This is a genomic window from Vibrio rotiferianus CAIM 577 = LMG 21460 (assembly GCF_002741985.1).
Classification (GTDB): Bacteria; Pseudomonadota; Gammaproteobacteria; order Enterobacterales; family Vibrionaceae; genus Vibrio; species Vibrio rotiferianus.
In genome coordinates this window covers 1-24,499 of sequence record NZ_APHW01000035.1, presented here as the reverse complement: position 1 = coordinate 24,499, position 24,499 = coordinate 1, and the positions used below count along the sequence as shown (strand labels likewise).

The following is a 24,499-nucleotide window of genomic DNA, read 5'->3' as shown; positions in this document are numbered from 1 at the left end:
AAGCTTTGCTCAAAAGTTCTTGTTCAATTTGGAGTGTTTTGTGTCTAGCCATATTACAAATAGCAAAAAACAGATGGCGCTGTTGACCATGTTAGTTCTATTCAGTCCGCTTGCGATTGATATCTATCTACCTGCTTTGCCTCTTATCGCGTCCACTTTTCAGGTAGAAAATGCATTGGCACAAGACACCATCACTTGGTTCCTATTTGCTATGGGTGTTGGTCAGCTGTTCGCTGGTCCCTTGGCAGATAAACTCGGACGTCGAACTGTTGCATTGGGCGGCATCACCATCTACGCATTGAGTGCTTTATTGGCGTGGAGTGCTCAAAATATTGAGTGGATGTTGATGGCTCGTTTGCTACAAGGCTTAGGTGCGTGTGCAACATCTGTAGCAGCCTTTGCAACAGTTCGCGATATCTTTGGGCCGGAGAAAAGCGGCAAGATGATCAGCTACCTTAACGGTGCGATCTGCTTTATCCCGGCATTGGCACCGATTCTTGGTAGCTGGTTAACACAGCAATTTGATTGGCGTGCAAACTTCAGCTTTATGGCCGGTTTTGCTGTGATTGCGGGGGCGATGATGTTCCTTGGAATGAAGGAAACCAATCCTGCAACAGAAAAGCAGGCGGTATTTAAACTGAGCCGCTACTGGTCAGTATTGAGCACCCCATCATTCATCTTCCACGCATCACTGTGTTTGATGGCGATGGCAGTTATTCTTGCTTACGTAACGTCTGCACCAGTGGTGCTGATGACGGGAATGGGCTTATCGATGAATGAATTCACCTTCTGGTTTGGTCTTAATGCGGCGTTCAACATTGCAGCTTGTATGCTTGCTCCTAAGTTCATGGATCGTTGGGGCACGCATAACTCACTTGTAGTTGGTATCAGCTTACTGGCAATTGCTGGCGTGATCATGATGGTGATGAAAGAGCACTACACCGCGCTGTCTTTCATGCTACCAATTTTCATTTCATCGGTTGGCTTCGCTTGGATTCTTGGTGCCGCTGCAGGTAAAGCACTAGAACCGTTTGGAGATAAAGCGGGTACGGCTGCAGCGTTACTCGGCTTGTTCCAAATGAGTGGTGCTGGCTTGTTGGTGGGTACGCTTCAGCGTCTATCGCTTGACCCACAAACACTGATTGCAATTCATATGTGGGTGCTGCTTCCTGCTTTGCTGATCCTGTTCAGCAAAGCAGGTAAGAAGTGGCATGCTAAATTAGCGAATGCGTAAAACTCGGTAATTTAGTATTTTCCAACGTACCTAACGCGTGTATATTTGTCGTTCAAACTATTCTCGACACCATAACGGAACTCATAAAGTAATGTCGTTAACCACGTATGAAATGGCTCGTATCTTAGAGCAAATGGAAGAATCACCTGAAAAGGTGATGTTTGGCAAGTTGCTTAACGAATTAGGTAACCAGAGCTCAGAGCGTGTTCGTAGTGCGGCAAAGCAAGTTCCACTGCCGATTTTGCGTGATCTTGTGTATCAGTTTCAACAAGTGATTGAGTCACGTAAAGGCGAGCAAGTAGAGCAAATGGCAAAAGACCTCGCTCAGCAGGGTATCTCAGCTGAAGAGCTACTGGCTTACTTGAACAAATAATAAAAAATCCCCGCATCATGCGGGGATTTTTTTAGTTGGTAATTTTCTTCTTCAGTATGTGGTCGAGGGACAATGGTCCTGGTCCCCACACAATAACTACAAGAATCATCAATCCCCAAAGTTGGTGATCATAGAAACCTTTCTCCCACAGCAGCGGGTAAGAGACTACAGCGATGATGTTGAACACAAACAGAATCGCAGCCATCGGACGGGTAATCAATCCTAGTGCCAAGAACACTGGTAGAACCAATTCCGCAGCCGTACCTAGGTAAGCCGCCAATTCCCATGGCAGTATTGGCACTTGGTATTCCAGCTCAAATAAATACAGTGTGCTATCCCAAGACGAGAGTTTGATTAGCCCTGAATTGAAGAACACCCATGCAACCCACAAGCGACAAAATAGAAGTAGTAAAGGGACAAAGCCAGCTTGTAGGGTACTGATTAAATCGTCGTACCGATTCACTAAGTTTTTAACCGTATCCGTCATAGAGTGCTCCTTAGATTGATTTCAATGTAAAGCCGTCAACGAGATCGAGTGCCATGATGCTATTGAGGTGAGCGAGAAAAACTTCAGGTATTTCGCTTAAACTCAGCTTCTGCTCTAAACATTGCAGCAGCTGGAACACATCGGCATCGAGTGCGTGACACAAGGCTTCTCCATTGGCTTGAATCGAGATGACACCTTGCTGTAATTGGTTGATATTAAGTTGTTCGAATTGCCCAGTTTGAATCGCACTAAACAAATCAAATACGGCGTAGTTAGAGTCAAAGCTCCGGCAGCCTTGCTTAAGGTGCAAAACCAAAGCGGGTTGTTGCTCTTCACTCACTTCTCCAAGTAATGCGAGCGATTTTAATTCCTGTGCATTGGATTGTTCATACTGCGCTTGACGAGCGAGGTCGATATGCCACTCGAAGCGTGCGACTTCAGGGCTGTATGGTGCTTGTGCGATCACTTGACTGAACTGCATGATGGTGTCTTGAAAACCTTCGCCATAATGGACCACATTTCCTTCTTCTAATGGATAAGTGAGAACATGCTGGCGAGCCATCTGTTCAAAGCATTCTTCACCAAGCAACGCTTCAACCATCGGGTAGGTCGCGGATAACACTTCGCTTAGGCTGACGATAAAATTATTGCGATAAATCTGCATGCGTTCATCAGCGGTAAACTCATCACTGGCAATATCGCAATCTTCACCGAGTGCTTGATAGTGTAGGGCTTTAGCAAACTGGCTTTGTAAGGTGGCTAGATTCATGATGCCTTCCTTGATTCGCTTTGTTCACTTGGGTTTGTGCCTTGCAGCAACAGTTGCGATGCTTTCTGTGCTTCTCCGAGCAAAACTTCTGGCGCAGGAATATCCAAGTCCCATTCAATCAACGCATGGCGTGGACCGTGTTTTTTTGTCCACTGCGCGAACAGTTGCCAAACTTCATCACTAACTGGGCGGCTATGGGTATCAATCCATATCTCACCTTTGTCGAGTTGTTTGATGGTAAAACCTGCCAAGTGAATTTCATCCACTTTGTCGGCTGGAATCGCATCTAGGTATGTGTCGCAATCAAAACCGTGGTTAAACGCCGAAACATAAACATTGTTTAAATCGAGCAATAAACGACAGTCAGTGCGCTTTTGAACTTCGGTCAGAAACTCCCATTCACTAATGGTTGAATGTTGAAACTTCACATAACTAGATGGGTTCTCTATCAAGATCTCGCGTTGCAAATAATCCTGCACTTCATTCACGTTACGAGTGAACACTTTGAGCGCTTCTTCCGTGTATGGGAGTGGAAGTAAGTCGTTAAAGTAGTGGCCGCCGTTTTCACTCCAACTTAAATGGTCAGAAACAAGAATCGGATCGATTGAATCGATCAGTGCTTTCAGTTGCGCTAAATGTTTTTGATTCAAACGCTCTACCGAACCCAATGACAGACCAATGCCGTGACAGCTAATTTGGTATTTCTCGCGCAGTGCTTGTAGCTGAAGGCGTTCTGCAGCATTGGGCTGAAAGTAGTTTTCACTGTGGATTTCTAACCAAGTTAACTCAGGTTTGTTTTGGCTAAAGTAATCGAGGTGAGGGGTTCTTAATCCAACGCCAACAAGGTCATTGAAGGTATGGTGTTTCACGTGAAACTCCTTTTCAAAACGGGCGGAAAGAGGAGAATGCATTGGTGAGCGTCAATGCATCCTCATAGCAGCTAGCGATGAAAGATTATGAAGAAGTAGTGCTACCACCAGCTAATTTGTCGCATAGACCTTTAGGAACGACAACAAACGCGTCTTTCTGGTTATCTTCTTTAGCAGTACCTGCACATGAGCTGCTTTTCGTTGCACAGTCGTTTTTACCTGCTTTAGAAACGCCGTAGCACTTCTCTTTCTCAGCAGCCACAGCTGGGGCTGCAGTTAGCATAGTGCCACCAAGAGCTAGAAGACCAGTAACAGCAGCAGTAACAGCTAGATTCGACTTTTTCATAATAAATTCCTCTGAATGATTTCCTTCACTTTAATTTGGCAAGATGAATCGCCTGTTTTGGCGTTTTTGTTCTCAACTTGCTTAACTTAAAAGATAGGAAATTGGCTAAAAAACTTTCAGAGAAATTTTCGAAACAAATGATTTTAAAGAGTGTGGTTTATATAACTTATTGATGTTTGGAGTAAAAAAACGACGAATTTTTTATGAATTTTTGTCTAATCTGAACAGGTTGTTTAGGTTATAATCTATTTTTATGTATAAATAACCAGTAGCTCTCATCATGATGGATCCATCTCTATTACTCGACGGTTTGAACGATAAACAACGTGAAGCCGTTGCAGCACCTCTAGAAAACTTGCTCGTCCTTGCTGGTGCAGGGAGTGGTAAGACGCGCGTTCTTGTTCACCGTATTGCTTGGTTGATGTCGGTAGAGCAGGCTTCTCCGTTCTCAATCATGTCGGTAACCTTTACCAATAAGGCGGCGGCAGAGATGCGTGGACGTATCGAAGAGCTAATGATGGGCAGTGCAGGCGGTATGTGGAATGGTACTTTCCACGGCATTTGTCACCGTATTCTGCGCGCGCACTATCTTGATGCCAAGCTACCGGAAGATTTCCAAATCATCGACAGTGACGACCAACAGCGTTTGCTAAAGCGTTTGATCAAAGCGCAAAACCTCGATGAGAAGCAGTGGCCAGCACGCCAAGTGGCATGGTGGATTAACGGTAAGAAAGACGAAGGTCTGCGCCCGTCGCACATTGATGCGTACCATGATCCAGTGACCAAGACATATCTGCAGCTATACACCGCTTACCAAGAAGCGTGTGATCGTGCTGGTTTAGTCGATTTTGCGGAAATCTTGCTGCGCGCACATGAGCTACTGCGTGATAACAAGTTCGTTCGTGAACACTACCAAGCACGCTTTAAGCACATCTTGGTGGACGAGTTCCAAGATACCAACAACATCCAATACGCTTGGCTACGTATGATGGCGGGTCCTGAGTGTCACGTGATGATCGTAGGTGATGACGATCAGTCGATTTACGGCTGGCGTGGTGCAAAAGTCGAGAACATTGAGAAGTTTACGCTGGAATTCCCAAGTGTGAATACCATTCGTCTTGAGCAAAACTACCGTTCAACCAAGACCATTCTGGAAGCGTCCAACGCTCTGATCGCGAATAACACCGAGCGTATGGGTAAAGAGCTTTGGACTGATGGCGTTGTCGGTGAGCCTATCTCGGTTTACAGCGCTTACAACGAATTAGACGAAGCCCGTTTTGCAGTAAACAAAATCAAAGAGTGGCAAGACAAGGGCGGTGCTCTGAATGACGCTGCAGTGCTTTACCGTAACAACGCCCAGTCGCGTGTTCTGGAAGAAGCATTAATCCAAGCTGGTCTGCCTTACCGTATCTACGGTGGCATGCGATTCTTCGAACGTCAGGAAATCAAAGATGCCTTGAGCTACATGCGTCTGATTGCCAACCGTAATGATGATGCGGCATTTGAACGTGTAGTGAATACGCCAACACGTGGCTTGGGTGATAAGACGCTTGAAACCATCCGTTTTGCGGCTCGTGACCGTGGTTGCACCATGTGGGAAGCGAGTGTGGCGATGTTGGATGAGAAGGTGCTTGCTGGTCGTGCTGCTGGCGCTCTAAGCCGTTTTATCGAGCTTGTTACGGCACTAGAAGACGACACCATCGAGATGCCGCTGCATCACCAGACTGACCATGTGATCAAGTACTCGGGCTTGTTCGCGATGTACGAGCAAGAGAAGGGCGAAAAGTCTAAGGCGCGTATTGAGAACTTGGAGGAATTGGTGACCGCAACTCGCCAATTCGAGAAACCAGAAGAAGCCGAGGATATGTCATTGCTGACGGCATTCCTAACCCATGCGGCATTAGAAGCGGGTGAAGGACAAGCGGACGAGTTTGAAGATGCGGTTCAGCTCATGACATTACACAGTGCGAAAGGTCTAGAGTTCCCGTTGGTGTTTATGGTCGGTGTGGAAGAAGGCATGTTCCCAAGCCAAATGTCGGCAGAAGAAGCAGGGCGTTTAGAAGAAGAACGCCGTCTGTGTTACGTAGGCATGACCCGTGCAATGCAGAAACTGTACATCACTTATGCTGAAATGCGTCGTTTGTACGGTCAGGATAAGTACCATAAACCGTCTCGCTTTATACGTGAACTGCCAGAAACTTGCTTAGACGAAGTACGAATGAAGGCGCAAGTTAGTCGTCCTGCAAGCAGTGGTCGATTTAGCCAAACAGCGGTGAAAGAGAGCTTCAATGAAACTGGCTTTACGCTAGGTTCTCGTGTGATGCATCCTAAGTTTGGTGAGGGCACCATCATCAACTTTGAAGGCAGTGGTCCACAGAGCCGCGTACAGATTGCCTTTAATGGTGAGGGCATCAAATGGTTGGTGACTGCTTACGCTCGACTAGAGAAACTGTAAGGCTTCCCCAAAACTAATCAACTTAAGAGCTGCTTCGGCGGCTCTTTTTGTTTGTGCTGTTTTCATGTCAAGAAAGCAGTGAAAAATGGAGTGCGTAAGCACGATTTAACGATGCCGTTTTAAGTGAAAGTAGGGTGTTGTTAGTTTTTCAACAGAGCTGCTGAGAAAAACTTTGGGTAAAGAAAAACCCCGAGGCTTGCGCCCATCGGGGTTATAGTCTTACTCGCAGCAATCCGGCTACTAAGAGTGCTCCATGCATCTAATCCATGATAGTGTGCTGAATCCGTCAGCTTAATCCTTACGTCGCCTTCCTAGCGGTGTCCTTAATGACCTTATCCTGGTCTGCTAACTATCCTCGTTAGCTCTCATCACTTGTTCCCTGAGCGGTGTCCCTGACATCATCCTGATGTTCAAATCCTTGCCTCGTCCAGAGGTGTCCATTTCCCGTCCTTAGTAGCAACCATCCTAGTCGCTATTGATTCCGTTCAATGTCCAATTTTGCAATCCATGCCCGACTATTCATCCTGAACAACCGTTTCTTCTTCCTGAAGTTCACCAAGTCCGTGGTGTTTCCTGTTCCGTGTCAGCATCCTTCCGACAGGTTTAATATTACGTGTTTAACGGTTTCCAACAACGGACAAATCTCACATTTTTTTTCTCTCTTAGCGTTTAAAAAAGATACATAACCATTTAAATCAATATCTTATGTGTTTTTGTGCGCAGTTTTGCCATTAAAAAAGAGAGGTTTGCTCAACCCTTTGTGAGAGATCTCGCACAAGGGGTCGAGCTAAATGCGCTTAATGTCCGATAGCGGCTCCTTCACGCCTTGGATCGGCCGCACCTTCTAAGCCCTGTTCAGTTATACGTATAGCATGCAGTCCAGAGTTCAAATCACGAACATCGGTCTTAAAGCCCATTTTCTCCAACGTAGGTTGTAAGCTTTCTGCCGCAGTACCTTGCTCAATATCTAAGGTACCAAAACGGTTCAGTAGTCGTGGCTGATTAATCGCGCTTTGGATGTCCATATCCCATTGCGTGTGGGCGATAATGGCTTGTGCAACGTAACCAATGATGCGGCTGCCACCCGGTGAGCCAATTGCCATGTAAGGTTTGTCATCCTTCATCATAATGGTCGGTGCCATGGATGAGCGTGGGCGTTTGCCCGGTTCTAAGCGGTTCGCGATTGGCACACCATCTTGGTGGGTGCGGAAAGAGAAATCGGTCAGTTCGTTATTGAGCAAGAAGCCGCGCACCATCAAGCGTGAGCCAAAGGCGTTCTCAATGGTCGTTGTCATTGAAACCACATTGCCTTGCTTATCGACGATATTGAAATGGCTGGTGGAAGGCAGCTCGATCGATTGATCCATGCTTAAGTTCATCGCGTGTGACCACGGTGGATTGCCGGCTTCAACCTTACTCAAGGCTTTACCGACTTGAATCAACTCAGCACGCTGTTTGAGATAATCTTGATCAAGCAAGCCTTCGGTTGGCATTGGCACATAATCTTGGTCAGCCATGTACTTACCGCGATCTGCAAACGCAAGGCGTGATGCATCGGCGATCACTTGCCATGATTTCGCACTTTCGGCTCCCCAACCTTTGAGATCGTATTGCTCGGTGATCGCAAGAATCTGTCCAACCGTCAATGCGCCAGAGCTAGGTGGCCCCATGCCGCAGATGTCATAGCTTTGGTAAGCCGCACAAACCGGTTCACGTTGCTTGATTTGGAACGCATCAAAGTCAGGTTGTGCCAATACGCCAGGATTGCCCGGTGCATTCTGTACTGTCTTGATGATGTCCGTGGCGATATCGCCTGATAGAAAGCTTTTGCCCCTTGCTCTGCAATTGCCGTCAGAGTTTGCGCGTATTCAGGGTTCTTCAACAACGTGCCTTCGGCTTTTGGTGAGCCATCTGGATTAAAGAAGTAAGCCTTAGTTGCAGGGAAGCGTGATAGGCGCTTGGCATCTTTCTCAATCAGGCTTGCGAGGCGAGGACTGACTTCGAAACCTTGCTCAGCTAAGGTAATCACAGGTTGGATGATCTTTTTCCATTCCAACTTGCCGTATTTCTGGTGCGTGTCCCAAAGTAGTTTCACTGTGCCAGGAGTAGCGACGGAGCGCCCACCGACAACCGCATCGTAAAACTGCAGAGGTTGTCCGTTGTCATCTAGGAAGAGTTTCGGCGTCGCGGCGAGCGGTGCTGTCTCGCGTCCATCATACGTAGTCAGTTTTTGTTTCTCACTGTCCCAATAAACTAAGAAGGCACCGCCACCAATGCCAGAAGATTGCGGTTCTACCAAGCCCAGCATCAGTTGCACGGCAACCATGGCATCAATAGCATTACCGCCTTGAGCAAGAACGTCTGCCCCAGCTTGGGTGGCAAGTGGGTTGGCTGCGGTGACCATATAATCTTTGGCTTTGACCAATTGCTTTTGCTCGAAGCCAGTACTGTGCTCCGGCGCAACGGCATCTGCTGCTTGGTTAGCAAAGGCTGAGGTAGATAAGACGAGTGGGGAAGTAAGAAAAAGACCCGTGGTCACGAGTCGGTTGAACGTCCAATGCATGATGACTCTCCATGTTGCCAGTTTTGTGCTTTCAGCTTGGCAGTCATGAAGAGTCACGTCGAGTCAGCAATCTTAGAAATGTCGATTGTGCTACGCTTTTAAATCAGTACCTTATCCGATAAAAGTGCTGATGGTTTGGTACAAAATACTGCCGCCAACGAGAGTAAATACCACCCCACACAGACCGTCGATGTAGATGCCTGCTTGTTGCAATTTACGTTGTAAGCGCTGTGTTGATAGCATCCATGCAAGGCTAGAGAACCAGAATAGCGACAAGCCAAACAGGATAACCAAAGCAATACCTTTGCCAGTGATCGACATACCTGCAGGGACTAAGCTCGACATCAAACTGATAAAGAACACCAAGGCTTTCGGGTTAAGAATGTTGGTCGCAAATCCTTTCGCAAATGCCTGACGCTTATTACTGATCACTAGGTTGTTTTGCTTCTTAGGTTGATCCGCCTGTGGGTTTTTGATCATTGAGATCACGGCGCGTAATGCACCAATACCTAAATAGAGCAGGTAACTACCACCGAGCAGTTGCACCACGGAGTACAACACTGGGTGTTGGTGGACGATATAACTTACGCCTGTCAGGCTAAATAAAGAGTGCAGCAAAATACCGACAGACAATCCCAACGCAATGTACAAGCCAGTTTGACGACCATGACGCGTCGCGTTTTGTACGACCAACGCAAAGTCGGGACCGGGACTCATTAGGGCAATAAAGTGAATGCTGGCGAGTGTCAGCAATATGGTGGATTCATTCATAACACATCTCAAATATAACCAATGCGGCTATTGTCGTGGCAAGTCACCTGTGGCGCTTGTAAAAAACTGACAGCTTTCTCGGTAAATGAAATTAACGAGTCACTTGAGAAGGGGAAACGCCGTAGGTCTGCTTAAACGCTTTGCTGAAATGCGCTTGATCGTAAAAACCGATTTGATGGGCGACGTCGGTACCACATTGGCCAGATTGAAGTAACTTCATGCCTTGTTCGAGGCGCAGGCGTGCGAACCATGCATAAGGCGTCATGCCAGTTTGCGCTTTAAAGTGGCGCTGGAACTGAGTTGGGCTCAGTTGGCACAGCTCTGATAGCGAATCCAAACGCACTGCTTGGTCGAGGTTCGCCATTAGATAATCTTTTAACGTTCCAAGCGATTGATTTCCTAACGGCACCACTTTTTGTCGCTCAAGCGATCCGTAGCGATCAAAAAGTTGGTTAAATCCTTCAAAAGGGAGGCAATCTTTGGTGAGTTGGCTGAGGTTTTCACGACGAAGTAGCCCATGTAAGTTACTAAGTTGTGAAAATATCTGTGGATCCGAGATGATCAGCTCGTTGAAGTGTATTATTTGACCGTTTTGCTTAAGATCAGCCAGATCGCTCAATAGGTGAGGTTCGATCGCAAATACATTTACTTCATAGCCACTTTCGAGCTTAGATTGCCCGTCGTGCAGCTCATCTGGCGGCATAATCACAATTTGCCCGTGACCAACTTGGTGGCTGTTACCTTGGTATTGGAACTTCTGCGCGCCATGCGTGATCAGACCGAGATGAAAATCCAGATGGTAATGCCTTTGAAAAGCAAATTTCTGGTATTTCGCCTCTATCAGACTCAGGTTGTCATGGTCGGTTGCGTAGTACTGAATATGTTCCATTAAATAAAAAAAGCTTGGTCACATTATGACCAAGCTTATCCATCAATTTCTTAAATGTCTTGTAAAAAACGATCAGGCAGCACGAGCCGCTTTGCGTGACTTGCGGTTATTACGCAGACCATCAAAGCTAAATACCACCAAGGCGCCCCAAATAAAGGCGAAGGTAATGGCTTTATCGCTCGTAAACGGTTCGCCGTATATCAGCACCGCGAGCAAGAACATCAAACTCGGACCAATGTATTGGAAGAAGCCCAACGTCGATAGCTTTAGACGGGTTGCTGCGCCAGTAAAACATAGTAGCGGCAGGGTAGTGATCACGCCTGCAGCAATCAACAAGGTATTCAGCTGCATTGGGTTATCTAGCATGTTGGACGTCGGTGAACTCGCAATAAACAGCAAGTAAATTGCTGCGGCAGGTAACATCACCAAGGTTTCAATGAATAGTCCGGTTTGTGCTTCCACACTGACTTTCTTACGCAGCAAGCCATAAAAGCCGAAACTCATTGCCAGCGCTATAGCGACCACAGGCACCGAGCCAAAGACGATCAGCTGAACTAATACGCCACAAGCAGCAAGGACAACCGCGAACCACTGGAGTTTACGTAGACGCTCACCAAGGAAGACCATCCCGAGTAAGACGTTGATCAGTGGGTTAATGTAATAACCCAAGCTGGCATCGAGCATGTGATTCGAGTTCACCGCCCAAATGAAGATCAACCAGTTTGCACCGACCAAAATGGCAGTAGAAACCAGAAACATCATCTTGGTTTTGTTTTTAATGATGTCGCGAACCGAGCGCCAATGGCGACCAAAATGGAGGAGTGCGGCTAGCAAAAAGAAAGACCAAATCACTCGGTGGCTTAAGATCTCTAGTGGCGAGACTTCAGCAATCGATTTGAAGTAAATGGGGGCGATGCCCCACATGGTGTACGCGCCAATAGCAAGCAAGACGCCTTGCCGTGAGCGTTGTTGTTCTTCTGGTGTCATGGGATGTCACCTAATTGAGTTTTTATAGAGCAGAAAATCAGTATACGAGTCGTGAGCTGAATCACCTAACAATTTGCGGTTTTATTCACCATGAAACCCCATTACAATGTGCCCTCACTTTGCGTGCTAGTGGCATGCATAAGCACCTCTTTTTAAGACCCAATCTGAGATTTTTCATGACCTCTACCTTGTTAGCCGAACAATCAGACTCGCCTGTAACGCCTCAACGTGTGTTGGAGGATGTGTTTGGTTACCAAGAGTTCCGTGATGGTCAGCAGTTGGTGATTGACGCCGCGGTAGAAGGTCGCGACAGCTTAGTTATCCTGCCTACTGGTGGCGGTAAGTCGCTGTGTTATCAAATTCCTGCTTTGGTTCGCTCTGGTATTACTTTGGTGATTTCTCCGCTTATTTCGTTGATGAAAGACCAAGTTGATCAGTTGAAAGCCAACGGCGTAGCCGCTGAGTGTATTAACTCGACTATGGCTCGCGAGGAGCTGCTTAGCGTGTATAACCGCATGCACACAGGCCATCTTAAGTTGGTTTACGTCTCGCCAGAACGCGTATTGATGCGCGATTTCATTGAGCGCTTGGAAAACTTGCCGCTATCGATGATTGCCGTCGATGAAGCGCACTGTATTTCCCAATGGGGACACGATTTCCGCCCAGAATACGCCGCACTTGGCCAGCTCAAGCAGCAGTTTTCCCATGTGCCATTTATGGCGCTTACGGCGACTGCGGATGACGCAACGCGTCGAGATATTCTTGAGCGCCTGCAACTGAATAATCCAGAGGTTTATCTAGGCAGCTTCGACCGTCCTAACATTCGCTACAACTTAGTTGAGAAGCACAAGCCGGTTTCGCAAATCGTTCGTTATCTTGAGACCCAGAAAGGTAATTGCGGCATCATCTATTGTGGTAGCCGTAAGAAAGTTGAGATGGTGACCGAGAAGCTGTGCAACAACCACATTCGTGCTGCTGGTTATCATGCCGGTATGGATGCGGACGAGCGCGCTTACGTTCAAGAAGCTTTCCAACGCGATGACATCCAAATCGTGGTGGCGACCGTGGCATTCGGTATGGGTATCAACAAACCAAACGTGCGCTTTGTGGTTCACTTTGATATCCCGCGCAATATCGAGTCCTACTATCAGGAAACGGGTCGTGCAGGGCGTGATGGTCTGCCTGCGGAAGCGATGATGTTGTATGACCCGGCGGACATCAGTTGGCTGCGTCGTATGTTGGATGAAAAAGACGATGGTCCACAGAAGCAGGTGGAAACCCATAAGCTGAATGCGATGAGTGCCTTTGCTGAGGCGCAGACTTGTCGTCGTCAGGTGCTATTGAATTATTTTGGTGAGTATCGCGAGAAGCCATGTGGCAACTGCGATATTTGCTTAGATCCACCGAAGCACTTTGATGCCACGGAAGAAGCGCGTAAGGCGTTGTCTTGTGTGTACCGAGTGAATCAGAGCTTTGGTATGGGCTACGTAGTGGAAGTACTGCGTGGCATGCAAAATATTCGTGTACGTGAAAACGGGCACGATAAGATTTCTACCTACGCGATAGGTCGCGATCACAGCCACGATTACTGGGTGAGTATCTTCCGCCAGTTAATCCACAAAGGGCTGCTGTTCCAAAACATCACGCGTAACTCAACGCTGCAATTAACCGAAGAGGCACGTCCATTGCTACGTGGCGATGTGACTCTAGAGTTAGCGGTTCCGCGTTTAGACACCGCAGCACGTGCGGCGAAATCAGATAAACTGACCAGCAAGAACTACGACAAGAAGTTGTTTGCTAAGTTACGTAAGCTGCGTAAGTCGATTGCTGATGAAGATGGTTTGCCACCATACGTGGTCTTCAGTGACGCGACTCTGATTGATATGGCGGAAATTCTGCCAACGTCTTACGGCGAAATGCTGGCAGTTAGCGGTGTTGGTCAGCGCAAACTGGAGAAGTACGCCGATCCATTCCTCGATTTGATTCAAGAACACATTACTCACCACGGATAAGGAACCAAGATGCAAAAGGAATTTGGCTTAGCGGACTACATGGCACAAGAAGGGCGCTTAATCATTACAGCGCCGAGTTTTGACCTTGATAGCTTTCCTACCTTAGGTGAGCGTTTAGTCGGACTGCTTTCCGCTACTGTGGTGGAAAAGCAATGGGATGCGGACATTCACTCTTGGCTGATCGACTTTGAAGGTTGCCGACTGTTTATGAAAGCAGAGCATTACAGCGAAGCGATTTGGTTTGAAGCTTTAGCGATTGAAGAGAGCAGGGAAGAACTGGATTATCTCGCAGGATTGTTCCAACGCGGCTTCTAAAAATAGAATTTTTCTAGAAAGGGTGTTTCACATGAAACACCCTTTTTTATGCTCAAACGTTTGCGTAAGACAGACGACTTGCGGCGGAAAGTGGTTAATGTATAATCGCCCACCGCTTCGCTCAGAATGAGCCAAGCCAGTTTATTTTTCATTTTACATTGTTGGTAAGAGCCACTTTATTCAGTGACTCGATTTGGGTTCCCTCACCCCCAAACCAAACTAAAAAGGTATCGCATGAGTAACTTTACCCCTGCGCAGCAGCGCAACGCCCTTATCTATCTGGTTCTATTCCACCTAGTCATTATTGCATCTAGCAATTACCTAGTTCAGCTACCGTTTACTATCTTCGGTTTCCATACCACTTGGGGCGCATTTACCTTTCCATTTATCTTTCTAGCAACGGATTTAACCGTGCGTATTTTCGGTGCGAAAATGGCACGAAAGATCATCTTCTTAGTGATGTTGCCCGCTCTGGCTGTCTCTTACTTCCTATCGGTGGTGTTCTTCGAAGGTCAGTTCCAAGGTTTTGGCCACTTAGGTGAATTCAACTTATTTGTTGCTCGTATAGCGATTGCTAGCTTCATGGCGTACCTACTTGGTCAGATCATGGATGTACACGTGTTCAACCGCCTACGCCAAATGAAACAGTGGTGGGTGGCACCAACGTGTTCAACGCTTTTCGGTAATGCACTTGATACCATCGCTTTCTTCGCCATTGCCTTCTACCAAAGCCCAGATCCATTTATGGCGGAGCATTGGACGGAAATTGCGCTGGTGGATTACGGCTTCAAACTGATTATCAGTCTTGGTTTGTTCGTTCCTATGTATGGCGTACTACTGAATTACCTAATTAAGAAACTGACTGCGGTGAACCCTGACTTTAAGGTGACGACAAGCGTTCAGTCTTAATATCAGTGGGAACCCCGAAAGCCGCTTGCTCAAATCAAGCGGCTTTTTTGTATCTGTTTACTAGGGTTTGGAGCGTTTTGTACAGCGTGGGGGGGGTAATTAGATCATGGGTGTCAAAAAGCTCCCTAAGCTGTACGAAAGTAAAATGAGCAATAAAAAAGGCCCCAATAGGGACCTTTAACCAAGCAATAAGTTATCGTGAGATTTAACAAGTCACAATACTTAACGGCCAACCGATGTCTGTTTGACGGTTGGATTCAATTTCCAACTCAGCGGCCGTCAGCGGATTTGCATCTAACCATTTGGCTTCAATGCTGAGCGTTAGCTTGTCGCCTTCTGCTTTTAGAGTGACATTTGGTACTAGGTCTGGATTACGACGATGACTAAGTAAAACAGCCAAACGCAATAGACGTAATACACGTTTCGCACTGTTACCTGAAAGTGCATGTTGCTCAGGCAGGGAGGTGAGCTGTTCGCGGTAGCGGCGTGCAATTTCACCAATAAAGAACTTTTGCGCACGCGTATAACCAGGCAAATCTAAATGCTGCAGTAGGTAAGCGCTGTGCTCTCCACCTTTTTTGAAGTCGATAGTCAGACCGATTTCGTGCAGCTTAGCTGTTGTTTCCAGCAGGACTTTACCTTGAGGTTCTGCAACCCAAGCTTCACCACCGACTTGCTCAAGTAGATTATTAGCGAGGTTTGCCACTTGCTCACCGTACTGGCAATCCAATTGGTAACGGCTTTGTACGCTACAAATGGTACGAGCACGAATGTCGTTTTGACGAAGCTCGTCAACCATCTCATACACCAGCCCTTCACGCAGAGCGCCGCCAGCCAGTGTCATGGCATCAATTTCTAGTAGCTCAAAGATTGCAATTAAAATAGATAAGCCACTTGGAAATACCAGAGCACGTTCTAGGGTCAGACCTTCAATATCGAGCTCTTCTAAGTGATCAGCAAGCATCGCCTGCTTTTGTAGACGCTTAAGTTTGGAGTGAGTAATTACTTCGTCCATACCTTGCGCTAGCATTATTTCTTGCAGTGCTTGAACTGTACCTGAAGCACCCACACACACATCCCAACCTAGGTCGGTGTACTGCTCTAAGATTGGCGTTAAGGTTTGTTTTGCGCCTTCAATGGCAGACTCGAAGTTGCGTGCGTTCAACTGGCGGTCTTTAAAGAAGCTTTCCAACCATGTTACACAACCCATCTTAAGGCTAGTTAGCGCTTTCGCTTCGAAGCCCTCACCGATAATCAGCTCGGTACTTGCACCGCCAATATCGACCACAAGGCGGCGACCACTGCCTCCCGAAGTGTGAGCAACGCCTTTATATATAGTGGCGGCTTCTTCTTCACCTGTGATGACTTCGATAGGTTGACCTAAAATTTGGTTCGCCTTCTCTAGGAAAACATCTACATTGGTTGCGGTACGCAAAGTCGCGGTACCGACAATACGGATGTTCTGTTTAGGAATATCCTGCAAGCGTTCTGCAAATAGACTTAAGCAGTCCCATCCTCGCTGCATAGCTTCCGTACTAAGAGAATTACGTTCATCCAAGCCCGCCGCTAGGCGAACTTTGCGCTTAATTTTAGCCATGGTTTGAACGCTGCCATCGATATGACGCACAACGAGCATGTGAAAACTGTTCGACCCGAGGTCGATGGCGGCGTATAGCGGTGATGATCCTGCTTGACTCATAAACGACTTCAGTTTCCTTTTATGATTGTTTTGGCGCTGATTGACGCGGTTGACGAGGACGACGTCCTTGCGGCTTGCGGTTACCAGAGCGAGTGCCACCTGTATTGGTGCGACGTTGTTGAGTACGAGGCGCGCGCATACGAAGTGGTGCAGGCAAGTCTTGGATTAGAGCCGAAGCGTCGTAATCAGAAACTGGGATTGCGTGCTCAATGTATTCTTCGATTGGTGGCAAGTTGATTGCGTAATCTTCACAAGCGAAGCTGATAGAGTGACCACTTGCGCCGGCACGGCCCGTACGACCGATACGGTGAACGTAATCTTCACAGTCATCAGGCAGGTCGAAGTTAAATACGTGTGTTACTTGAGGGATGTGTAGACCACGTGCTGCAACGTCAGTTGCTACTAATAGGTCTACTTCACCGCGAGTGAATTGCTCAAGAATCTTTTCACGCTTTTTCTGCGGTACATCGCCAGTCAGTAGACCAACACGGTGGCCATCTGCTGCGAGGTGACCCCAAATCGATTCACACTTGTGCTTAGTGTTGGCAAAAACGATCGCGCGATCTGGCCATTCTTCTTCAATCAGGGTTTGAAGCAGTGCCATCTTGTCTTCGTTCGAAGGGTAGAAAAGCTCTTCTTGGATGCGATGACCGGTTTTTTGTTCTGGCTCAACCACAACGTGCTCTGGGTTGTGCATGTGTTCGAATGCCAGCTCTTGAACGCGGTAAGAAAGCGTCGCTGAGAACAGCATGTTCAAGCGCTCTTTTGGTTCTGGCATACGGCGGAACAAGAAACGAATGTCTTTAATAAAGCCAAGGTCAAACATACGGTCGGCTTCATCGAGTACAACCGCTTGAATGTTGTTTAGGTTGAATACGCGCTGTTTGTAGAAATCGATAATACGACCAGTCGTACCAATCAGGATATCTACACCGTCTTGAAGCTTCGATAGTTGCTTATCGTAGCTTTCGCCACCGTAAGCTAAGGCAGCTTTAAGACCTGTACTCGCAATCAAAGGTTCCGCATCATTAAAGATCTGAATCGCTAGCTCACGGGTTGGTGCCATAATGATAGCACGCGGTTGAGTTGGCTTACGACCTTCATGCTCAGGTGTAGTCAATAGGTGGTTAAAGGTAGCAGTAAGAAACGCAAGCGTCTTACCAGTACCCGTTTGGGCCTGGCCTGCAATGTCTTGGCCGGTGAGCAGTACCGGCAACGCCAAGGCTTGAATTGGGGTACAAAATTCGAACCCTTTTTTCTCCAAACCTTCAGTAATTTGTGGATTTAATCCCAAATCGGCGAACTTTTGCTCTGTGATATGCGTCTTTTTCATGGCTATAGAATATCAGCTAAAGCTTGCAATACGAAAGTAAATACATTCCAATAGGGCATCTAATTACTGGTTATCATCCAACCAGTTTCAAAAAACACATTGGAGTGGAAGATGAGTGATAAGATTTTGCAGCTTACTGATGACGGTTTTGAAAACGATGTAATCAACGCTGCAGGCCCGGTTCTTGTTGATTTCTGGGCAGAATGGTGTGGTCCTTGTAAGATGATTGCTCCAATTCTGGACGAAATTGCAGAAGAGTACGAAGGCAAACTCACTATCGGTAAACTAAATATTGACCATAACGCAGGTACACCACCTAAGTTTGGTATTCGCGGCATTCCAACGCTACTGTTATTTAAAGACGGTAACGTGGCGGCAACGAAAGTTGGTGCACTGTCTAAGACTCAGCTAAAAGAGTTTTTGGACGCAAACCTATAATCACCAAGTGATTCAGAACAAAACCGTGCAAAGTGATAATGCACGGTTTTGTTTTTCTAACTCTGGACTAGAATATTAATTAGTGCTAACTTATCGCGCGTTAATTGAACAAATTTCTCTTCTTGGTCGATCCTGAGACCAAATCCATCTTAACTAGAAAATAGATCTTATTTTGACTAAACAAGCATCCACCACCATGAATCTTACTGAACTGAAGAACAGACCTGTGTCTGACCTTGTAAAGCTTGGCGAAAGCCTAGGTCTTGAGAACCTAGCTCGTCTAAGAAAACAAGACATCATCTTCGCTATTCTTAAAGCGCACGCGAAAGGCGGCGAAGACATCTTTGGCGATGGGGTTCTGGAGATTCTGCAAGACGGCTTTGGTTTCCTACGTAGCGCAGACAGCTCATACCTTGCTGGCCCTGATGATATCTACGTTTCGCCAAGTCAGATTCGTCGTTTCAACCTACGTACTGGTGATTCAATCGCTGGTAAAATTCGTCCACCAAAAGACGGTGAGCGCTACTTTGCTCTTCTTAAAGTCAATACGGTTAACGACGACAAACCAGATAACGCTCGTAACAAGATCCTATTTGAGAACTTAACGCCTCTACACGCTAATGAGCGTATGGTTATGGAGCGCGGTAATGGTTCAACAGAAGATATCACGGCACGTGTACTAGATTTGGCATCGCCAATCGGTAAAGGTCAACGTGGTTTGATTGTTGCTCCGCCTAAAGCGGGTAAGACAATGCTTCTGCAAAACATCGCTCAAAGCATCGCATACAACCACCCTGAGTGTGAGTTGATGGTACTTCTAATCGACGAACGTCCAGAAGAAGTAACCGAGATGCAGCGCCTAGTTAAAGGTGAAGTGGTTGCGTCAACGTTCGATGAGCCAGCTTCTCGCCACGTACAAGTCGCGGAAATGGTAATTGAGAAAGCAAAACGTCTTGTTGAACACAAGAAAGACGTAGTTATCCTGCTTGACTCTATCACTCGTCTAGCTCGTGCATACAACACCGTAGTACCTTCATCAGGTAAAGTACTAACTGGTGGTGTGGATGCAAACGCACTACATCGTCCTAAGCGTTTCTTCGGTGCAGCACGTAACGTAGAAGAAGGCGGCAGCCTAACTATCCTTGCTACTGCTCTTGTTGATACTGGCTCTAAGATGGACGAAGTTATCTACGAAGAGTTCAAGGGTACAGGTAACATGGAAATCCACTTGAACCGTAAGATTGCAGAGAAACGCGTATTCCCTGCGATTGACTTCAACCGCAGCGGCACACGTCGTGAAGAGCTTCTAACTAAGAACGAAGAACTTCAGAAGATGTGGATTCTGCGTAAGATTGTTCACCCAATGGGCGAAATCGACGCAATGGAATTCCTCATCGACAAACTAGCGATGACGAAGACCAACGACGAGTTCTTCGATGCGATGCGTCGTCAATAGTCTCAGATAAGCAATTCTGCGAAGGGCCACCGTATATCGGTGGCTTTTTTATTGCTTTCTCCCGAGATAAGCAGCAGAATGAAGGAAATGTTATCGGGAGGTTAACATGCAACAAGGAATGTTGTCGTCATTACTCCTGAGCTTGTCACTTATTACGCTACCAGCAACGTTATCTGCCAAGGAAATGCAGGAAACTGTGGTAGAGCAGTGGCTTCAGGATACCCAAATACAGACCAAAGTATCTGAACTGCTTGATTATGCCGTCAGAGACGAGGTTGACTCGCTTAAATTTTCCCTAGACCGACTTGCTTTCCCTCAACAAGAAGTCGTCCGCTTTCTTTTGCTCGAAAAGTTTGAACAACAAGAAATCATCCTCACGCCAAGAATGGCGATTTTTGTCGAATCTCAGATTAGTATTACTCCAACTTACCAAGTACTAGAGCGCGGTGACGGTTACGAATTCACCGTACCTGCTTTTAACTTTCCTTCTATTGCTAGTCGTCTGATTAAACGTTGGAAACAAGACCAAAGCACGTTGGAGTTTGTGTTAGCGGCAGAGCGCCAAGAACTTAATCTAAAAGATTGGTTAACAGGCACTTCGCAACATGTACAAACCAGAGAAGCGTTACTTATTCGTGAGCTGGACAGCTTATCGCCGGATGCACTTGAAGCCCTGATTAAACAATTAACTCATGCTAATGTGACTAGTTGGCTGCCATCAACAGCGGTGGTCGTGCGTTTGGCACAAGTCAGTCAAAGTGAGGCAATGTATGATCTGCTGTGGCGAATGCGTGCGGACTATAATAGCCAAACCGAGCTGGCAAGGCTTGCCGAGGTTGGTGACGAATTTTCATTGCAACAATTGATGAATTCCACTGCCAATCCAACCTTAAAACCTTATGCTATTGAGCTGCTCACCAGATCCAATCCACTCTCTCATGACGTAAAACAATTCTTAGTGGCCAAGATGGCACTTTCCGAAGAAGCCACTTTGGTTGCAAGAGAACTCGTAAAGCAAGGGCACCACTCGTGGTTGGAAGAGCTTGTTTCAAGTAATCGCCAAGTAAAAACACGACAGATTGCAGAATTCTTGGAATAACCGTTGTTGAAGCCATTGTTCTTTAAGTAACGATTCTTGTCGTTATCGAGTTCACATACCCACACAAAATAGGAGGATCTTAGCGTCCTCCTATTTGTTATACTGCGGACAGTTTAATCAGCCAGCATGAAGGCCTATGAGTTTTAAGGATTTACGCGAATTTATCGACCACCTAGAACAGAAAGGTCGACTTAAACGCATCACTCACCCCGTCGACCCCGCTTACGAAATGACAGAAATCAGCGACCGTACCTTGCGTGCTGGTGGCCCTGCGCTGTTGTTTGAGAACCCAATTGGCTACGACGTACCTGTTTTGACGAACCTATTTGGTACGCCAGAGCGTGTCGCGATTGGTATGGGACGTGAAGACGTTAAAGAATTAAGAGAAGTCGGTAAGCTGCTGGCTTATTTGAAAGAACCTGAGCCACCAAAAGGCTTCAAAGACGCATTGGAAAAATTGCCAGTGTTCAAGCAAGTATTGAACATGCCAGCCAAGCGCTTAAGAAAAGCATCGTGCCAAGAGATTGTGTGGCAAGGTGATGAAGTCGATTTGGATAAAATTCCGGTGATGAGTTGCTGGGCGGAAGACGTTGCGCCACTGCTTACGTGGGGCTTAACCGTGACCAAGGGTCCAAACAAGAAACGTCAGAACCTAGGTATTTATCGCCAGCAGAAAATTGCCAAGAACAAAATCATCATGCGTTGGTTGGCTCATCGTGGTGGTGCGCTTGACCTGCGTGATTGGATGGAAACCAATCCAGGTAAACCTTTCCCTGTTTCAGTCGCGTTTGGTGCAGACCCCGCAACCATTCTTGGTGCAGTAACGCCAGTGCCAGATACGCTATCAGAATACGCATTTGCAGGTTTGCTACGTGGCAGCAAAACGGAAGTCGTGAAGTCAGTCAGTAATGATTTGGAAGTGCCAGCGAGCGCTGAAATCGTGATGGAAGGCTATATCGACCCGAACGAGTTTGCTGATGAAGGTCCTTATGGCGACCACACTGGCTACTACAACGAAAAAGAAAAACACCACGTGTTTACCATTACGCACATTACCATGCGTAAAGACCCAATCTACCACAGTACCTACACAGGCCGTCCGCCAGATGAACCAGCTGTATTGGGTGTGGCATTAAACGAAGTCTTTGTGCCGATTCTGCAAAAGCAGTTTCCAGAGATTGAGGATTTCTACCTACCGCCAGAAGGTTGTTCGTACCGAATGGCGGTCGTCACTATGAAGAAGCAGTACCCAGGACATGCCAAGCGCGTAATGATGGGCGTATGGTCTTTCTTACGTCAGTTCATGTACACCAAGTTTGTTATTGTGTGCGATGAATCGGTAAACGCGCGAGATTGGAATGATGTCGTGAAAGCCATGTCAGAGCATATGGACCCTGTACGTGATACCTTGATGATAGATAACACGCCAATCGACTCGCTCGACTTTGCTTCACCTGTGGTCGGTCTTGGCTCCAAGATGGGTTTAGATGCGACCATTAAATGGGATGCTGAACTGGCGACACGCATCAAGGTCAACGAACGTGACAATAAAGCGATTACCGAAGCGGATCTGGAGGCGTTAAAACAGCAACGTCCTGACATTGTCGATATCTATCTACCAGCAACAGCAAATAACCAGTTCGCTGTTGTGACCATGAAGAAAGACCAAGCTGGTCAATCGCAAGCCTTGATGGAATACCTGTGGGATTTCTTTGATCAGTACACGGATAACAAATTCATTATCTTGTGCGACGATGATGTTAATGCACGAGATTGGAATGACATCATCTGGGCTGTAACAACCCGAATGGATCCAGATAGAGACACTATTCAAGTGCATGGTAAGACTGATAGTTCATCCAAATTAGGATTGGATGCGACCAACAAGTTCGAATCCGAAGTCACGCGCGAGTGGGGAACACCTATCAAAAAAGATCCTAAACTTGTGGCTAAAGTCGATGAGATTTGGAACCAGTTAGGTATTCTATGAGTCATCAAGTCCACCTTCTACCGATGGACGTTACGTTCCAAGTAAAAGAAGGGGAGACGGTGTTGGAAGCCGCGCTCAACAATAATATTCGCTTCCCCCACCGTTGCCAAGTTGGCGCTTGCGCCATGTGTATGTGTAAAAAGCTGACGGGTGAGGTGAGTTACCACCTCGAACCGATGCTAACCGAAAAAGAGCAACAGCAAGGTTGGATATTCCCTTGCCAAGCCTATACAGAAAGTAATTTAGTGCTTACTTTTGATGAGTAAGCGAGAGGAACACCATGACCATCCAATGTAAAGTAAAGTCTATTCAGCCGTTAGCTTGTAATACTTATCAAATCCTTCTACACCCAGAATCACCTGTACCTTTTAAAGCAGGTCAGTACCTAATGGTTGTGATGGGTGAAAAAGACAAGCGTCCTTTCTCTATTGCAAGCAGTCCTTGTCGTCATGAAGGTGAACTTGAACTGCATATCGGTGCGGCGGAACACAACGCTTATGCACTAGAAGTTGTTGAAGCAATGCAAGCGGCATTAGAAACAGATGGTCATATCGAGATTGATGCCCCACATGGTGATGCTTGGGTTCAAGAAGAAAGCGAACGCCCACTATTATTGATTGCTGGTGGTACTGGCTTTAGTTACGTGCGTTCGATTCTGGATCACTGTGTTGCACAGAACAAAACCAACCCTATCTATTTATACTGGGGTGCGCGTGATAACTGCCAACTTTACGCTAAAGAAGAGTTGGTCGAGATCGCTGAAAAGTTTGCCAACGTTCACTTTATTCCAGTAGTAGAAGAAGCACCTACCGATTGGCAAGGTAAAGTTGGTAACGTGCTACAAGCGGTGAGTGAAGATTTCGAAAGCTTAGAAAACTACGATATCTATATTGCAGGTCGCTTCGAAATGGCTGGCGCAGCGCGTGAACAGTTCACTCAGAACAAGAAAGCGAAGAGTGAACGTATGTTCGCAGACGCGTACGCGTTCATTTAAATACGGCTTTTGAGGCAGAAAAAGAGGGTTTTTTACCCTCTTTTTTGCTTTTTTGATGAAATAGTCATCGAACAGTCAGTTTTTTCCATTTTTTTTCAAAAAAGGGTTGCGAACGGATCTGAGTTCCCTATAATGCGCATCCACCGACACGGCAGACGCGATAAGGCTTCAGCAGGGTCGGAGAGGTGAAAAGCTTCTGAGAAAATAAATTGAAAAAAGTGTTTGACACTCTCAATTATCTCGTTAGAATGCACCTCCGCTTTGAGAGAAAAACTTCTCGATAAGCAAGCTCTTTAAAAATATAGACCTATCAATCTGTGTGGGCACTCGTTGATGATAATCCAATTAGAAATTTCTCTTAATAAAGAGCGGTTTCAAATTAGGTTTCAATGAAACGAAGTGACCATTGAATCGAAAGATTCAGCACAGTCAATTCAAACATTACTTATGTAATGTTCAGTATTCATTGAGCCGACAAAATCTTAAATTGAAGAGTTTGATCATGGCTCAG

Annotated in this window: 21 protein-coding genes and 1 pseudogene; 12 read left to right on the top strand and 10 right to left on the bottom strand. The window is 46.6% G+C overall.

Going from position 1 to position 24,499, the window contains the following annotated elements; translation table 11 throughout:
• The first annotated feature begins 40 nt into the window (after positions 1-40).
• A complete protein-coding gene (locus tag B853_RS14890) occupies positions 41-1,234 on the top strand; it encodes a multidrug effflux MFS transporter (RefSeq protein WP_193788576.1) in 1,194 nt (397 codons plus the stop codon).
• A gap of 91 nt (positions 1,235-1,325) precedes the next feature.
• On the top strand, positions 1,326-1,607 hold the full coding sequence (gene tsrA / locus B853_RS14885) for an H-NS-like global regulator TsrA (RefSeq protein WP_010444595.1): 282 nt from the start codon (positions 1,326-1,328) through the stop codon (positions 1,605-1,607).
• Between the two features lie 31 nt (positions 1,608-1,638).
• Here the strand turns inward: tsrA and B853_RS14880 are convergent, their stop codons facing one another.
• The 4 genes from B853_RS14880 to B853_RS14865 all read right to left on the bottom strand — a co-directional run bounded on the left by B853_RS14880 (position 1,639) and on the right by B853_RS14865 (position 4,078).
• On the bottom strand, positions 1,639-2,094 hold the full coding sequence (locus B853_RS14880) for a DoxX family protein (protein ID WP_038885412.1): 456 nt from the start codon (positions 2,092-2,094) through the stop codon (positions 1,639-1,641).
• 10 nt (positions 2,095-2,104) lie between these two features.
• The gene (locus tag B853_RS14875; RefSeq protein WP_038885411.1) at positions 2,105-2,863 is read right to left on the bottom strand and encodes an HvfC/BufC N-terminal domain-containing protein; all 759 of its coding nucleotides are present in this window, start codon (positions 2,861-2,863) and stop codon (positions 2,105-2,107) included.
• Positions 2,860-3,732 carry an MNIO family bufferin maturase gene (gene bufB / locus B853_RS14870; protein ID WP_038885410.1) on the bottom strand — a complete coding sequence of 291 codons (873 nt, stop codon included), beginning with the start codon at positions 3,730-3,732 and terminating at the stop codon, positions 2,860-2,862. The genes B853_RS14875 and bufB overlap by 4 nt, the downstream gene beginning before the upstream one ends.
• 85 nt (positions 3,733-3,817) lie before the next feature.
• Positions 3,818-4,078, bottom strand: a complete 261-nt coding sequence (locus B853_RS14865; RefSeq protein ID WP_010444586.1) for a BufA1 family periplasmic bufferin-type metallophore — start codon at positions 4,076-4,078, stop codon at positions 3,818-3,820.
• Positions 4,079-4,358: 280 nt separating this feature from the next.
• Here B853_RS14865 and uvrD point away from each other — a divergent pair, with 280 nt between their 5' ends.
• Positions 4,359-6,533, top strand: a complete 2,175-nt coding sequence (uvrD, locus tag B853_RS14860) for a DNA helicase II (RefSeq protein WP_038885409.1) — start codon at positions 4,359-4,361, stop codon at positions 6,531-6,533.
• Between the two features lie 797 nt (positions 6,534-7,330).
• On the opposite strand, the pseudogene ggt reads toward uvrD, so the two are convergent.
• The 4 genes and pseudogenes from ggt to rarD form a co-directional block, all read right to left on the bottom strand.
• Positions 7,331-9,096 (bottom strand): annotated as a pseudogene (ggt, locus tag B853_RS14850) (gamma-glutamyltransferase).
• Positions 9,097-9,207: 111 nt separating this feature from the next.
• Positions 9,208-9,867: a LysE family translocator gene (locus tag B853_RS14845; RefSeq protein ID WP_029789267.1), complete on the bottom strand. Its 660-nt coding sequence runs from the start codon at positions 9,865-9,867 to the stop codon at positions 9,208-9,210.
• 91 nt (positions 9,868-9,958) lie between these two features.
• Positions 9,959-10,756: an AraC family transcriptional regulator gene (locus B853_RS14840; protein ID WP_009696782.1), complete on the bottom strand. Its 798-nt coding sequence runs from the start codon at positions 10,754-10,756 to the stop codon at positions 9,959-9,961.
• Between the two features lie 72 nt (positions 10,757-10,828).
• Positions 10,829-11,743 carry an EamA family transporter RarD gene (gene rarD / locus B853_RS14835; RefSeq protein ID WP_005440031.1) on the bottom strand — a complete coding sequence of 305 codons (915 nt, stop codon included), beginning with the start codon at positions 11,741-11,743 and terminating at the stop codon, positions 10,829-10,831.
• Positions 11,744-11,919: 176 nt separating this feature from the next.
• Here rarD and recQ point away from each other — a divergent pair, with 176 nt between their 5' ends.
• From recQ to B853_RS14820, 3 genes are all read left to right on the top strand, one after another.
• Positions 11,920-13,755 carry an ATP-dependent DNA helicase RecQ gene (gene recQ / locus B853_RS14830; protein ID WP_038885407.1) on the top strand — a complete coding sequence of 612 codons (1,836 nt, stop codon included), beginning with the start codon at positions 11,920-11,922 and terminating at the stop codon, positions 13,753-13,755.
• Positions 13,756-13,764: 9 nt separating this feature from the next.
• Complete coding sequence (locus B853_RS14825; RefSeq protein WP_038885406.1) at positions 13,765-14,070, top strand: DUF3630 family protein; 306 nt, start codon at positions 13,765-13,767, stop codon at positions 14,068-14,070.
• A 234-nt stretch (positions 14,071-14,304) separates the two neighbouring features.
• The gene (locus B853_RS14820) at positions 14,305-14,979 is read left to right on the top strand and encodes a 7-cyano-7-deazaguanine/7-aminomethyl-7-deazaguanine transporter (protein WP_038868584.1); all 675 of its coding nucleotides are present in this window, start codon (positions 14,305-14,307) and stop codon (positions 14,977-14,979) included.
• 205 nt (positions 14,980-15,184) lie between these two features.
• Here the strand turns inward: B853_RS14820 and gppA are convergent, their stop codons facing one another.
• Both gppA and rhlB read right to left on the bottom strand, forming a co-directional pair.
• Positions 15,185-16,678 (bottom strand): guanosine-5'-triphosphate,3'-diphosphate diphosphatase, encoded by a 1,494-nt coding sequence (gene gppA / locus B853_RS14815; protein ID WP_128826902.1) that lies wholly within the window; start codon positions 16,676-16,678, stop codon positions 15,185-15,187.
• A gap of 19 nt (positions 16,679-16,697) precedes the next feature.
• A complete protein-coding gene (gene rhlB, locus B853_RS14810) occupies positions 16,698-18,011 on the bottom strand; it encodes an ATP-dependent RNA helicase RhlB (protein WP_010444566.1) in 1,314 nt (437 codons plus the stop codon).
• Between the two features lie 111 nt (positions 18,012-18,122).
• On the opposite strand from rhlB, the gene trxA reads away from it, so the two are divergent.
• From trxA to fre, 6 genes are all read left to right on the top strand, one after another.
• Entirely contained in the window at positions 18,123-18,449 is a 327-nt protein-coding gene (gene trxA / locus B853_RS14805) for a thioredoxin TrxA (protein ID WP_005458583.1), read from the top strand.
• A gap of 196 nt (positions 18,450-18,645) precedes the next feature.
• The gene (rho, locus tag B853_RS14800) at positions 18,646-19,905 is read left to right on the top strand and encodes a transcription termination factor Rho (protein ID WP_005440042.1); all 1,260 of its coding nucleotides are present in this window, start codon (positions 18,646-18,648) and stop codon (positions 19,903-19,905) included.
• Positions 19,906-20,011: 106 nt separating this feature from the next.
• Positions 20,012-21,004: a hypothetical protein gene (locus B853_RS14795; protein WP_038886903.1), complete on the top strand. Its 993-nt coding sequence runs from the start codon at positions 20,012-20,014 to the stop codon at positions 21,002-21,004.
• Between the two features lie 136 nt (positions 21,005-21,140).
• Positions 21,141-22,994, top strand: coding sequence for a 4-hydroxy-3-polyprenylbenzoate decarboxylase (gene ubiD, locus B853_RS14790; RefSeq protein WP_038886902.1), 1,854 nt, complete (start codon positions 21,141-21,143; stop codon positions 22,992-22,994).
• The gene (locus B853_RS14785) at positions 22,991-23,260 is read left to right on the top strand and encodes a 2Fe-2S iron-sulfur cluster-binding protein (protein WP_009696789.1); all 270 of its coding nucleotides are present in this window, start codon (positions 22,991-22,993) and stop codon (positions 23,258-23,260) included. Before ubiD ends, B853_RS14785 begins: the two co-directional genes overlap by 4 nt.
• Before the next feature lie 14 nt (positions 23,261-23,274).
• Positions 23,275-23,988, top strand: a complete 714-nt coding sequence (fre, locus tag B853_RS14780; RefSeq protein WP_010444558.1) for an NAD(P)H-flavin reductase — start codon at positions 23,275-23,277, stop codon at positions 23,986-23,988.
• Positions 23,989-24,499 lie beyond the last annotated feature (511 nt).